The 13,163-nt window shown below is 55.3% G+C and carries 14 protein-coding genes and 2 riboswitches; of the genes, 3 read left to right on the forward strand and 11 right to left on the reverse strand.

All coding sequences use genetic code 11. From position 1 onward, the window contains the following. Positions 1-61: 61 nt before the first annotated feature. Both HBA55_RS30655 and HBA55_RS30660 read right to left on the reverse strand, forming a co-directional pair. Positions 62-517, reverse strand: a complete 456-nt coding sequence (locus HBA55_RS30655) for a methylglyoxal synthase (protein ID WP_166999409.1) — start codon at positions 515-517, stop codon at positions 62-64. Between the two features lie 23 nt (positions 518-540). Next, entirely contained in the window at positions 541-855 is a 315-nt protein-coding gene (locus tag HBA55_RS30660) for a hypothetical protein (RefSeq protein ID WP_240946374.1), read from the reverse strand. Between the two features lie 101 nt (positions 856-956). On the opposite strand from HBA55_RS30660, the gene HBA55_RS30665 reads away from it, so the two are divergent. After that, entirely contained in the window at positions 957-1,895 is a 939-nt protein-coding gene (locus HBA55_RS30665; RefSeq protein WP_166999411.1) for an MBL fold metallo-hydrolase, read from the forward strand. Positions 1,896-1,970: 75 nt separating this feature from the next. Beyond that, complete coding sequence (gene trxA, locus HBA55_RS30670) at positions 1,971-2,825, forward strand: thioredoxin (protein ID WP_166999416.1); 855 nt, start codon at positions 1,971-1,973, stop codon at positions 2,823-2,825. On the opposite strand, the gene thiE is transcribed toward trxA, so the two are convergent. The 9 genes from thiE to HBA55_RS30715 form a co-directional block, all read right to left on the reverse strand. Then, complete coding sequence (gene thiE / locus HBA55_RS30675) at positions 2,819-4,294, reverse strand: thiamine phosphate synthase (RefSeq protein WP_166999425.1); 1,476 nt, start codon at positions 4,292-4,294, stop codon at positions 2,819-2,821. The genes trxA and thiE overlap by 7 nt on opposite strands. Then, positions 4,291-5,091 carry a thiazole synthase gene (locus HBA55_RS30680; RefSeq protein ID WP_166999429.1) on the reverse strand — a complete coding sequence of 267 codons (801 nt, stop codon included), beginning with the start codon at positions 5,089-5,091 and terminating at the stop codon, positions 4,291-4,293. Before HBA55_RS30680 ends, thiE begins: the two co-directional genes overlap by 4 nt. A gap of 12 nt (positions 5,092-5,103) precedes the next feature. Then, the gene (gene thiS / locus HBA55_RS30685; RefSeq protein WP_166999438.1) at positions 5,104-5,307 is read right to left on the reverse strand and encodes a sulfur carrier protein ThiS; all 204 of its coding nucleotides are present in this window, start codon (positions 5,305-5,307) and stop codon (positions 5,104-5,106) included. Continuing rightward, complete coding sequence (locus tag HBA55_RS30690; protein ID WP_166999441.1) at positions 5,307-6,419, reverse strand: FAD-dependent oxidoreductase; 1,113 nt, start codon at positions 6,417-6,419, stop codon at positions 5,307-5,309. Before HBA55_RS30690 ends, thiS begins: the two co-directional genes overlap by 1 nt. After that, positions 6,419-8,311: a phosphomethylpyrimidine synthase ThiC gene (thiC, locus tag HBA55_RS30695; RefSeq protein WP_166999443.1), complete on the reverse strand. Its 1,893-nt coding sequence runs from the start codon at positions 8,309-8,311 to the stop codon at positions 6,419-6,421. The genes HBA55_RS30690 and thiC overlap by 1 nt, the downstream gene beginning before the upstream one ends. A gap of 83 nt (positions 8,312-8,394) precedes the next feature. Beyond that, positions 8,395-8,506, reverse strand: a riboswitch (TPP riboswitch). 15 nt (positions 8,507-8,521) lie between these two features. Further along, positions 8,522-9,310, reverse strand: coding sequence for a phosphotransferase (locus HBA55_RS30700; protein WP_166999445.1), 789 nt, complete (start codon positions 9,308-9,310; stop codon positions 8,522-8,524). Continuing rightward, a complete protein-coding gene (gene pnuC / locus HBA55_RS30705) occupies positions 9,291-9,905 on the reverse strand; it encodes a nicotinamide riboside transporter PnuC (RefSeq protein ID WP_166999447.1) in 615 nt (204 codons plus the stop codon). The genes HBA55_RS30700 and pnuC overlap by 20 nt, the downstream gene beginning before the upstream one ends. 17 nt (positions 9,906-9,922) lie before the next feature. Then, complete coding sequence (locus tag HBA55_RS30710) at positions 9,923-10,198, reverse strand: YkoF family thiamine/hydroxymethylpyrimidine-binding protein (RefSeq protein ID WP_166999449.1); 276 nt, start codon at positions 10,196-10,198, stop codon at positions 9,923-9,925. A 29-nt stretch (positions 10,199-10,227) separates the two neighbouring features. After that, complete coding sequence (locus HBA55_RS30715; protein WP_166999451.1) at positions 10,228-12,369, reverse strand: TonB-dependent receptor; 2,142 nt, start codon at positions 12,367-12,369, stop codon at positions 10,228-10,230. 54 nt (positions 12,370-12,423) lie between these two features. Then, positions 12,424-12,527, reverse strand: a riboswitch (TPP riboswitch). A 226-nt stretch (positions 12,528-12,753) separates the two neighbouring features. Between HBA55_RS30715 and HBA55_RS30720 the strand changes: the two genes are divergently transcribed. Beyond that, positions 12,754-12,996, forward strand: coding sequence for a hypothetical protein (locus HBA55_RS30720; protein ID WP_166999453.1), 243 nt, complete (start codon positions 12,754-12,756; stop codon positions 12,994-12,996). The last annotated feature ends 167 nt before the right edge of the window (positions 12,997-13,163 follow it).

The raw sequence follows: 13,163 nt of genomic DNA on the forward strand, positions 1-13,163 counted from the left end.
GGCGGCCGCGCACTGTATCAAAAATCGCCCGTTTTGTCTGTGACTTGTTCGAGTACTCCTTCTAGGTGCGACCCGCCAGATAGGTCTCGTAGTCGGGGGCCTCCCGCTCATAGGTGCTTGAGAACAGGGGCGAGGTTACCAGCAAGTCGGCGGTACTCTGGCTGCAGGCCACGGGAATATTCCAGACAGCTGCCAGACGCAACAGCGCTTTTACATCGGGGTCGTGGGGCTGCGCGGCGAGGGGGTCCCAGAAGAAAATCAGAATATCGATCTGGTGCTCGGTAATCATGGCGCCGATTTGCTGGTCGCCGCCGAGAGGACCGCTGATGAGTTTTGTGACCGCCAGGGAGGTTTCCCGTTCGATAAGATGCCCGGTGGTGCCAGTGGCATAAAACTGGTGATCACGCAGTCGTTCGAGGTGCTTTTGACACCAGGCCAGCAAATCCGGCTTTTTGTGGTCGTGCGCCACCAGGGCGATACGTTTGCTGGCGGTCACCTCAATGGTCTTGGTTTCCATATCAGGCTCCTCGAGTCGGGTGCTTACTCACTGAACATTTGAATCGCGAAGCCGGTTTGCAGGGCCTCTCTCAGGCCCTTGTCGGCCGCCTGGATGCGTTCGTCCTGGACCTTTTCAGGGGTCAGCCACTGGCGCTTTTCTATCTCTACGTCTTTAAAACCCTCGCGCATGGTCAGCACTTTGCAGAGCGTTTCGGCACCAAACAGGTCCTTGAAGTTGATATAGACGATAAACAGCGCCTTGTCGCCTGCTTTCAGGTCGTCAAAGTCCTTGGTGGCAATGGCGGAGGCGGAAAATACGTACATCTTGAAACCCTGGGCAAAGCGGGAATTAGGCATCAATTACTGCCCCAGAGCAAGGGTTAATCTGGTGGTTTGCAGCGTTTGCGGCCATGCAGTAGGCTCTTGTCTGGTTTATAGCAGGGAAAAGGAGAACTGCAATGAATGACGCAAGGCGATGGGTTGGTGGCCTGTGGGCTCAGATATCAAAGGGGCTTGCCACTGCCGCAGCAAGTTTAATGCTGGTGGCGCCCTCAATGGCACAGCAGGACTTCGGTAAGGTGGAATTCAAGTCAGTGCCTGTGATCGAAGGACTGGTGATGTTGCAGGGCGCCGGTGGCAATATTGGTGTCTCCAAGGGGCGTGATGGGCTGTTGGTCATAGACAATGACTACGCTGCGCTGGAAAACAAGCTGCGGGGGGCATTGCTGCAACATGATCATCGCCCTGCACGCTTCTTGCTCAACACCCATTGGCACGGTGATCACACTGGCAATAATGCCTCGCTGGGGCGCGAGCAGGGGGTGATTGTCGCTCACGACAATGTCCGCCGCCGACTGGCCAGTGGCGGTGAAATCAAGGCATTTGGGATGAAGATTCCCCCGGCTGAACGTGTAGCGCTGCCGGCGGTCACCTACGACAAAACCATGACGCTGCACTGGAATCGACACCGCCTGGAGCTGGTACATCCGGATCCTGCCCACACTGACGGTGACACGGTTGTCTATTTTTATCGGGGTGACATACTGGAGGCCGTCCATACGGGTGATCTGTTTTTTAATGGTATTTACCCCTTTATCGATGCCAGCAGTGGGGGATCGGCGATGGGAATGGTGGCGGCAGTGGCCGATGTTCTGTCACGTATCGACGACAAAACGCCTATTATTCCCGGCCACGGCCCACTGGCGCACAAAAAAGATCTGCAGCGTTATCACGACTTCCTGAACACCGCTGTCAGTCGAATTGCCGCGCTCAAGAGCCAGGGTAAATCCCTGCAGCAGGTGATCGATGCGAAACCGATTTCTGACTTTGAGGCTGAGTGGGGTGATGGATTTTTGAACACTCAAACCTGGGTGGGCATTGTCTACGGTGCTCTGTAAGCGCTGGCGTCTGCATGTGCTACAATCGCCGCCGCCGAAATTTGAATTGAGTGTCTATCACACAGGAGTTTGTCCATGAGCCCGCACATTATCGATGTCACCCAGGAGAACGCGCAGCAGGTCCTGATTGAGGAGTCCAACTCGCGCCCCGTGGTGGTCGATTTTTGGGCCGATTGGTGCGAGCCCTGCAAAACGTTGATGCCGATACTGGAAAAGCTGGCCAACGAGTACGCCGGGCAGTTTCTGTTGGCCAAGGTCAATGCCGATGAGCTGCAGCCCATTGCCCAGCAGTTGGGTGTTCGCAGCTTGCCCACAGTGATGATCATGAAGAACGGTCAGCCGGTGGATGGTTTTGCGGGCGCGCAGCCGGAAACACAGATCCGTGAAATCCTGCAAAAACACCTGCCGGATCCCTGGGAAGGTTTGATTCAGCAGGCCAATGAACTGATGGCCGCTGAGGATTTTAACGCAGCGCTGCCCTTGTTGCTGCAGGCTTATCAGGATTCGAGTGAGAAAGCGGATATCGGTGTTGGGCTGGCCCAGGTGTATCTGCACCTGAACCGACTGGATGAAGCCGAAGCGCTGCTGGACAAGGTCACCATGGTGGACCAGGACGCCGCTTACGAGCAGGCCATGGCCCAACTTAAGCTTAAGCGTGAGGCTTCCAGCTCTCCGGAGCTTAAAGCTTTGGAGGAAAAGGTACAGGCCAATCCCGAAGATGCTCATGCGGCCTATCAGCTAGCCATTCAATACAGTCAGAACAACCAGGCCCGGGAAGCTCTGGAGCTGCTGATGGGTGTGCTGCGCAAGGATCTGAACTTTGACGATGGTGCCGCCAAAAAAGCGTTTATGGATATTATCGCCAGCCTGGGCAAAGGTGACCCTCTTGCCGCTGAATATCAGCGAAAGATTTACACCCTGCTCTACTGATTGGATGCCTGAGCGACGATAGTTTGTAACTCTTGCGTCGATTCGGTGTAGCATTGGGCCGCGGTGATTGCACTGATTACTGCGGCTGAGCCTACCGCACAGGCCATAACATCAGCGATGTTTCCCCGGGTAATACCGCCAATGGCAACCAGCGGAAAGTGATCGCCAAGAATCCCACTCCAGTATTTCAGATTCTCCAGCCCGATGGTCTGTACCGACTTGGTTGAGGTGGCGAACACCGAGCCTATGGCAAGATAGCTGGGCTTGAAGCTCGCTGCCCGAGCCCATTCGTATTCGCTGTGAGAACTCAGCCCCAGTCGCAACCCACTTAGCCGAATGGCTTGCAAAGGGGCGACGTCCATATCCTCCTGGCCCAGATGTACGCCGTAGGCGCCGTGTTTGATTGCCAGCTGCCAGTGGTCGTTGATAAACAAGCGTGCCTTATGTTGTTTTCCGAGCGCAACGGCCGCCCGCACCAGCGTATCAAGTTCCTTATCCGCTCGATCTTTGATGCGTAATTGCAATGTCTTAACACCTAGCGGCAGGAGTTTTTCCAGCCACTCGATCGAATCGACGATGGGGTAAAGCCCCAGTTGGCCTGTATCGCAACCGGAAAATGCGGGAGAGTCGAAGCCATCCAGCGAAGTGGCAATATCGGGGAAGTGGTGAAAGTGTTTCGGCCAGCCGCCATTGCCCAGCAGGCCGGGACCTTTACCAACGGAGAAACCCTGCTCAATGCCTTGTTGAACATAGGCGCAGGCCAGAATCACTGCATCGCGCAGGCTTTTGCCGTGAGCCACAAAGCTGGCCACCGCAGCGGCCAGACTGCAGCCGGTACCGCGACGATTTGGGTTGTTCTGCTTGTGGTGACGCAACCAAAAGCCGCCCTGCTGATCACAGTAATAGTCATACACGTACTCCGGATTTACATCGCCATGTCCGCCTTTAAGCAGTACGGCTTTGGCACCCATTGTACGAAGCTTGCGAGCTGCATTTTCAATATCGGCGACAGACTTTATGGGTGTTTCCAGCAGTTGCTCGGCTTCCGGCAGATTGGGCGTCAGCAGCGAGGCAACTTCGGTTAAGCGTCGATAGTCTTGCACTCTCGCGCCAAAATCTCGACCGGTGGTGGCGGACAAGACCGGGTCCACTACCAAGGGAACTTCAGTGGCTTTTTGGGCTTCGAGCACCAATTCACACTGTTCCAGATTGAGCAGCAGCCCGGTTTTTATCGCACTGATGCGCAGATCTTGCGTCAGGCTATAGAGTTGCGCTTTCAAACTGTCAACAGGAGTTATCGCGACCCCGTCAACCCCCTGCGAATTTTGCGCAGTCAGCGCGGTGATAGCACCGACGCCATGCCCCCCCAGATCCTGGATGACTCGCAAATCACACTGGTGGCCGGCATGGGCGCTGCTGTCCGAGGCGGAAATGGCGCAGACAATGGGGGACGCAGAGTTCTTGATCATGACTGGTGCCAAAACGGTTGACCCAATGTCGGCGTCGACGGCGAGGCTGTCTGGCTTTTTTGAATCAGTCCGGCCAAAAACGCCATGCGGCCCGAGTCGATAGCGCCAGCAAAGGCGCGAGCCATCAGCACGGGATCGCTGGCTTTGGCGACTGCGGTGTTGAGTAAAATGCCGTCGAATCCCATCTCCATGGCTTCGGCGGCTTGCGAAGGCGCGCCGAGACCGGCATCGACAATCAGCGGCACATCGGGCAGGCGTTCGCGCAAGGTACGCAGGTTATAGCGGTTTAACAATCCCTGACCGGTGCCGATGGGAGCCCCCCAGGGCATCAGTACCTCGCAACCCACGTCGAGCAGCTTCTGTGCGAGCACCAGGTCATCGGTGGTGTAGGGCAGCACCTTAAATCCTCGCTTAACCAGCTCAGCGGCAGCTTCCACCAGACCAAAGGGGCAGGGTTGCAGGTTGTAGTCGTCGCCGATCACTTCCAGCTTTAACCATTCGGTTTCGAATAACTCCCGGCTCATTTCCGCCAGGTTAATGGCTTCCTTGGGAGTTTTGCAGCCGGCGGTGTTGGGTAACAGCCGGCAACCGCTTTCGCGAATGTACTGCCAAAACGTATCGCCGTCCTGCTGCTGCGGATTCTGACGCCGCAGCGACAGCGTTACCATGGCTGTGCCGGACGCGGCGATGCTGTCTTTCATCGACTGCGGAGAGGGATAGAGGGCGGTGCCCAGAACAAAACGGCTCGCCAGTGTTTCGCCATAGAGGCTGAAAGGGGAATCTTTACATTCATTCATTTTGAAAACTCCTTAACCACCTCCGACGGGTTTTACCAGATCCACCAGATCCCCGTCACTCAGTTTAAAATTGCTGTAGTGACTGCGCGGGACAAATTCACCGTTGACTGCAGCGGCGAGTTTGTCTTCCACCATTCCCCAGTGTTCAATCGCCTCTTGCAAGGATGTATTGTCAGGGAGTTCCCGGGATTCGTTATTCAGGCTCAGGGTTAGCATCAGGCTTGTGCCTCTATTAATGTGTCAGCAAAGCTGAAGGGATGTTGCTGAGTGATCAGGGCGACCAGATTTTCCACCACCACTGGTGCCAACAGATAACCGTGCCGATGCAAGCCATTGGCTCGCAGCAGACCGGGTTTTGTCACAATGCGCGGGCGGTTATCGATCAGCGATGGACGCAGATTGACGTCGCTGCGCAAGACGCGGGCTTCGGCAAACGCCGGATTCAATGCGTACAGAGCACTTGACAGTTCCAGTGTGGAGCGCAGACTGATGGGAGAGAGATCCTCCGATTCAATCTCGGTGGCACCGATAATAAACTGCCGGTTGGGTTTGGGAACCACATAGAGTTTGTATTTCGGGTGCATAAAACGCACGGGACGTTGCAGTTCTATTTCGCCCGTTTCAACCCAGAGCACTTCGCCGCGGACACCGCGCAGGTCCTTGATGTCGGACTTTGCCCCAAATCCCCGACAGTCGATAACCCAATCGTATTCACGTTTTTGGGTGCCGGTATCGATGTAATGTGCATTGACGTTGTTGATGGGTGTGCGCTCAAAGCAGTTCACATTGAGTTGCTGCAGAGCAGTCAACAATTGTGTCAGCAGCGCATGGTTATCGATATGGGCTTCCCGTGGCAACAATAAACCCCGGTGAAATCCCGCCAGATCGGGTTCAAGTTCGCGCAACTGATTTTGCTGTAGCCACTGGCTGTGTTCCGTGGCGTTACCCAAATGGAACTGCAATCGCTCCGCAAACTGTTGCAGCAGCGCGCTGTCCTGTTGATGGGCGACAACCAGGGAGCCATCTTCCCGATAGCTTGCGGGTTGAAGCGGTTGGCTTAACCCTTCGGACAGTTGTTGCAGAAACAACGGCCACAGGTCCAGGCTTGCCAGCCCCATATCGTAGATCAGGCGTTCGCTGTCCACCACTTCCGACAATGGCGAGATCATGGCGGCCGCGGTAAAGGCGGCTGCTTTTGGGGTGTCTCGCAGCGATCCGGCTTCAAACAAATCCACCGCCAGCCCCAGCCGGGCGAGTCGCCAGGCAGTGAGTCTGCCCAGCAATCCGGCGCCGACGACGGCAATATGTTGGCTTGGGGCGCCGTTCATCAGACTTCCTGGTAAAGTTCGCTGCCCTGTTCACGAAATTGCTCAGACATGGCCTGCATGCCCGCTTCGGCTTGCTTTTGCGCGTCCAGATTGGCGGAATAATCACGCACTTCCTGGGTGATTTTCATGGAGCAGAACTTGGGGCCACACATGGAGCAGAAGTGCGCAACCTTGGCGGAATCCTTGGGCAGGGTTTCGTCATGGAAGGCGCGCGCGGTGTCCGGGTCCAGACTGAGATTAAACTGATCTTCCCAGCGGAATTCGAAACGGGCTTTCGACAAGGCGTTGTCGCGCACCTGGGCGCCGGGCATGCCTTTGGCCAGATCACCGGCGTGGGCAGCAATCTTATAGGCAATAATGCCCTGTTTAACGTCTTCGCGGTTTGGCAATCCCAGGTGCTCTTTGGGCGTCACATAGCAAAGCATGGCGCAACCAAACCAGCCGATCATGGCGGCACCAATGCCGGAAGAAAAATGATCGTAACCGGGGCTGATGTCGGTAATCAGTGGGCCGAGGGTGTAGAAGGGCGCCTCGTGGCAGTGTTTCAGCTGCTCATCCATGTTTTCCTTCACCATGTGCATGGGCACATGGCCGGGACCTTCGATCATCACCTGCACGTCGTGTTTCCAGGCGATTTTGGTCAGTTCGCCCAGGGTGCGCAACTCGGAAAACTGGGCTTCGTCGTTGGCATCCTGCAGGCAACCGGGGCGCAAACCGTCACCGAGAGAGAAGGACACATCGTAGGCCTTCATGATTTCGCAGATTTCCTCAAAGTGGGTATAGAGGAAGTTCTCCCGGTGGTGGGCCAGACACCACTTGGCCATAATGGAGCCGCCGCGGGAGACAATGCCGGTCAAACGTTTGGCCGTCATGGGTACATAGCGCAGCAGTACGCCGGCGTGAATGGTGAAGTAGTCAACGCCCTGTTCTGCCTGTTCGATCAGGGTGTCGCGGAAAATTTCCCAGGTCAGATCTTCGGCAACGCCATCGACTTTTTCCAGCGCCTGGTAAATGGGAACGGTACCGATGGGCACAGAGGCATTGCGAAGAATCCACTCGCGAGTCTCGTGAATGTGTTTGCCGGTGGAGAGATCCATCACCGTGTCGGCGCCCCAGCGGGTGCCCCAAACCAGTTTTTCCACTTCTTCTTCGATGGAAGAGGTCACGGCGGAATTACCGATGTTACCGTTGATTTTGATATGGAAGTTGCGGCCGATAATCATCGGCTCCAGCTCCGGGTGGTTGATATTGGCGGGGATAATGGCCCGGCCTTCGGCCACCTCGCGGCGAACAAATTCCGGGGTGATTTCCTGAGTAATATTGGCGCCCCAGGTCTGACCTGGATGCTGCTGACTGATGACTTCGTCGCTCTGAACCTCGGACAGCTGTGCTCTGGCAATGTTTTCGCGGATGGCGATATATTCCATTTCCGGTGTGATAATGCCCTGGCGTGCGTAGTGCAGCTGGGTTACGTTGTTGCCGTCTATGGCTTTGCGGGGCTCGTGAGTACCGTTAAAGCGCAGGTTTTCCAGGGTGATATTTTGCTCCCGAATCTGGGTGTACTTGGAGCTGGGATTGGTTAAAACTTCGGTGTCCTCACGCTCCAGAATCCAGTCCTGGCGCATCTTGGGCAAGCCTTTGCGCACGTCGATATCAACATCCGGATCGGTGTAGGGGCCAGAGGTATCGTAGATACGGACGGGGTGATTGGGTTCCTTGGAGCCGTCCTGCAGTAGCGTGGGATCGAGGCGGATCTCTCGCATGGGCACACGGATATCCGGGCGCGAGCCGTCAACATAAATCTTTTTGGACGCGGGGAAGGGCGCGGTGGAAATTTCGTCGACGCGCGCGGTTTCGCTGAGTTTTTTAACGCTGGAAGTCGTGGTGGACATTTGGCTGGTTCCCGATTGTTGTTGTCTCAACGTCGGGGCTGCCCACCATACATTCGCTTTGGGTTCTCCGTTACAACAGAGAGTAAAACGAACGACTTGATTCCTACGCAGGTGCTAACCTGATCAGGTGCAGCGGGTTCCAGTTCTGGTCTCAGCCTGTCATGCGTTCACATGCAGGCACCCCGACAAGTGCGCACAAGCATATATTGACTAATCAATGTTGGCAAGCCGTAGCCACAACCACTCGACAAAACGCACGATTTTTTGAAATTCGGCGATGGCCTTAAAATGCTTATCATCGTTTTGCTCACCCCAATAGTAGTGACAAAACGCTTGAGTCTGAGCTTCATCCAATCCCCCAAATTCGATAATGCTGGCAAGATCGAAGTAGGGCGAACACACAGCGGCGTATTCCCAGTCCAAAAAAATAAACTCATCTTGCCGCTGCAGGATATTGGCGGGATTTAAGTCGACATGACAAAAGCGGCGCTCGGGGAAGCGCTCCAGGTTCTCACGTAAATGCGTTATTCCCCGGGTAAATTTTTCCTGTTCCTGAATGTCGGGGCGCTGATGCCAATAACCATTGCAGTGGCGAAGCAGATCCAATTCGGGGAGTTTTCCCTCAGAGGGCAGTCTGTGGAGCTGTTGCAAATGCTTAGCCAGGCTTTCCAACTGTTGCGGCGGTTGCCAGTGGTGCCCGGCTTCAAACTTTGTCACCAGGGTGGTTTCGTCAGACCACACCACTGTCGGCGCCAGTGTGCCGGCCAGTGCCATGGCGGTGAGTTCCTGCCGTTTGGGCATGGCGAGCTGGCGGCTGCCAGGGCTTTCGATGCGTACAACAAAGTGTTGCATGCCCGATGCCACTCGAAAGCTGCCATGGCTGAGCCCGGAAGATAGGGGGTGGACAAGCTTGGGCGCTGACCTCAGCGATGGGTTCCACTGACGCCAGTTTGACAGAGCCCTTACCAGATCATGGGATTTATCCCTGTTGGGGCACAAGCTCCGGTTCCTCGCGCAATTGTCGTTGCCAGTTAAACCAGCCGAAGATGCAGATAACAACATAAGCCACAAACAGTAGCGACGTCAGATACAAGCCACGATCCCAATACAGGGCAACCGATACCGCATCGATCACAATCCAGTAGAGCCAATTTTCCAGCACTTTGCGGGTGACCATCCAGGTGGTCAGCACAGCACCCCAGGTAGTAAAGGAGTCCACAAATGGCCAGGCGGCGTCGGTGTTTTTCTGCAGAAACACACCACTGATCAGCGCGGCGATAACGACCGCTCCGATTGCCAGGCTGTGTTGACGAAGATCCCAGCGATGGATGGGAACGCCTTCACTGTCATCATTGCCATTGAGGTGGCCGTACTTCCATTGATACCAGCCGTAAACCGCCATGGCGAGGTAGTAGATCTGGAGGGCGGAATCCATCAGCAGGTTCACGTTCCAGAACAGGAACAGAAAAATACTGGTACTGACAAAGGCAGCGTACCAGCACCACAAATTCTGCCGCATGGCGAGAACAAGATAGGTGATGGAAAGCAAAACGGCGAGCAGTTCCCAGCCTGACATCGCACTCAGTTCACCCATCGTGGATTCCAGCCAGCTCACGAATCGACCTTATCTTCCTGGGGTTTCAGTGCGCCATAGCCGGGTAGAATTTTGGTCACGAAAACACCCATGCCATGTTTTTCCCGGTAGGCCTTGATCTCGGTTTTGAGAATATCCATGACCTCATCGAAATCACCCATCACAACGGTAGAGGTGGGAAAAGTCTGGATTTGGATGTTGTCATAGCCATTCAGGTGCTCAATAAAATCGAGGATGGGTGGAATAAAATCCTCATTGTTGGGATAGAGGCTGATGTCGATACTGACCTGCATGAGAAGCGCCTGTGTAAGTTTGTGTTGGTTTAAAAGGAGTAGCTGGCACTGACGCCAAAAACCCGGGGCTCACCCAGTTGGTGATAGGTGCGTGTGTTGCTGCCATCGTAGTTGGGCGGCGTATTGTCGAAGTAGAAACCTCGGGTCTGGTAATCTTCGTCGGTGAGGTTGCGTCCCCAAAGGCTGAGAGAAAGCTGGTCGAGTTGGTAAGCCAGGGTCATATGCAGCAGTTCATGGCTGTCGGACTGCTGGTTGTGGCTGTTGGAAAAATAGAAAGAATCCTTACCATCAGCTTCCAAGGTCAGGCTCATGTTGTCGACCAGCTTAACGGTCATGCCCACATTAAACTGGTACTGGGGGGCGTGCGCCTGATCGCGACCGGATTGATCCATGGGGCCGCCGCTGTCGACGTCCTGCACGGTGAGTTCGCCCAGTTCGGTATCGAGCCAGCCCAGTGCGGCAAACAGTGTAACCCGCTCATTGATCAGCCACCGGGATTCCAGTTCGATGCCGGCATTGTGGCCTTCGTCAACGTTATCCAGATAGGATTTCCATTCGGAGGGGGGGAACAGCACCCAGGCATTGGCCTGCATGTCCTGGCGATCCATATAGAAAGCGGTCACGGCAAGTCGAAGGCTGTTATTGAGGTAGCTGCCCTTGAACCCGGCTTCGAAGTTGACCAGAGTTTCGGCATCAAAGTTGGCGCGCTGGATCAGGAAGTCGGCGATATTCGGAGGGGTGGAGGGATCGCCGAGTACTTTGCCGACGGCCTGGCCGTTAACGCCGCCAATTTTGTAACCACGGCTGGCCGAGGCAAATAACAGTGTATTGTCGATGCCGGTATATTCCAGAGCCAGCTTGCCGCCCCAGAGGTTGTCGTCCTGGTCGGTATCCACACCGGCGCTGTCGCGATAGTCGTTGCTGTATTTTTCCAGACGCAGGCCACTGGTCAGTGCCAGATGCTCGCTGAGGTTCCAGCGCAACTGGCCGTAGGCAGCTCGCCGCTGGGTGCGAAAGCGGCTGTCAAAGGTGTTGATCCAGGGGCCACCCCAGAAGATGTCTTCCCAGCTGTCGCTGTAGTTGAGTTCCACTTCCCGTTCCGAGGCGTAGATGCCGGCTACCCATTGGGCGCCGAGCAGATTGTGGCCTGGCTTGGATAGCAATCGCAGGTCGATACCATAGGCGTCTCGGTCGCGCTTGTTGTTTTCTGAGCCGCGGACACCGTCAGCAGGCAGGTTGGTCCAGTCCCAGTCAAAACCATATTCCAGCTCGCTGGATTCGACAAAGGCGCTGGCTTCCAACTCGAAGCGTTCGTGTCCGGTCCAGTCCATGCTCACGGAAAGCGCGTGGGAGGTCTGCCGGTCATGGCCAGGGTCGTCAGTGGGAATGTCGCGATTGTTGCTGAGCGAGAAGGCGTTATAGCCATTATCGGCATCTACATATTGTGCCATCACGCGCACGGTGAGTTGGTCGGAGGCCAGCCACTTGAGTTGGGTTTTGGCCAGAATTTCGTCGATATTGTTGGTGTCATCGTCGCCGACAAAGTCGTTGTCGATATAGCCATCTGAGGTGTTTTTTTGTACGGCCACTCTACCCATGAGGTCGTCGGTGAGGGCTCCGTTGATGACGGCACCGGCGCTGCGTTGATTATAGTTGCCAACGCTGGCGCGTACCTGGCCGGCAAATTCTTCGCTGGCGTCATGGGATTGGATATTGACCATGCCCGCCATGGCTGAGGAGCCAAATTGGGTGCCTTGTGGGCCTCGCAGGATTTCCACTTGTTTGGTGTCGAGCAGGGCGGCCGCCAGGCCTATACCGCTGTAATCGATGCCGTCGATGATCATGCCGACGGAGGCGTCCAGAGGGTCCTTGAACTGGCTGCGTTCACCAATGCCCCGCACTTGCAGGAAGCGGCCTCGGGAGGCGCCGGCAGAGAAGTTGACGTTGGGAGCCGTGTTGAGGACCTGGTCGAGATGATTGGCATCCCGGCGGGCGATGGCCGCGGCGTCGATGACGGTGATGCTGTTGGAGGATTTGAAGGCCTCTATGTCTCGGAAGTCGGCGGTGACGCTGACGACGGGCAGCAGTTCTTCGTCTACAGCGGTTGTGTTGTTGGCAGCCACAGGCGCGCTGATCGCCAGTGCAAGGGCCAGTCTGTTCAGGTGGTGCATGGTTGGTCTCCAATAACTGCAGAGACCCGGATGGACAACGTAATGCAAAGGTAAGTCGGCGCTGATACCTATCCCTACGCCGGTATGATCCGGATCAGGTTCAAAGGGTCTGCTGCTGATGCGGCATCTCAGGTTAGTAACCACCCCTTAGGAATAGCGCAAGTGTAGCCCTGTTGGGGTGCGCTCTCAAGTAGCGGGTGTGCCAGTGGTAGGGTTTTTGATGATTGGCAGGGGGGTGATTTGGGGGTAATTATACAGGATGTTAAATATTAATTTTTGTAAACAGGTGCTCGCTTTTCTTGATTTTGATGGGTTGTTGAATAAAGATTCAGGTGCTTTTAGTCAGTTTAGTTACATTAGTCAGTTTATTTTGAGGTAGGATTCATGAAAGTACGTATGTTGTTGGGCGCTCTGGCGCTGTCTGTTCTGGCCACGGGTGCCAACGCTGCCAGCCCTAAGGGTTTTAAGGCGGGTGAAAACTCCGATTCCAAGATTGTTATCTGCACTAACAAGGCCGAGCATGTTTTGACCAAGGCTGAAGGTAAGTGGTGCACGGCGGGTGAGGGCGCTTATTGCTCCAAGAACCGCATGAAGGCAGCCAAGAAGGCTTGCAAAATCAAGAAGTAATCGCTTGATTTAAAACGATTTTTTTGAGGCCGTTGGGGTTTTCGCTCCAGCGGCTTTTTTATGTACAGGATGTACGGTACACCCGAATACGAGTGCGAGTGTCGCGGGAGGCAGGACGCCGGGAGCGACGATGTACAGGATGTACGGTACACCACACAAGCTTGGGT

The sequence above is a fragment of the Pseudomaricurvus alkylphenolicus genome (genome assembly GCF_011683955.1).
Lineage (GTDB): Bacteria > Pseudomonadota > Gammaproteobacteria > Pseudomonadales > Cellvibrionaceae > Pseudomaricurvus > Pseudomaricurvus alkylphenolicus.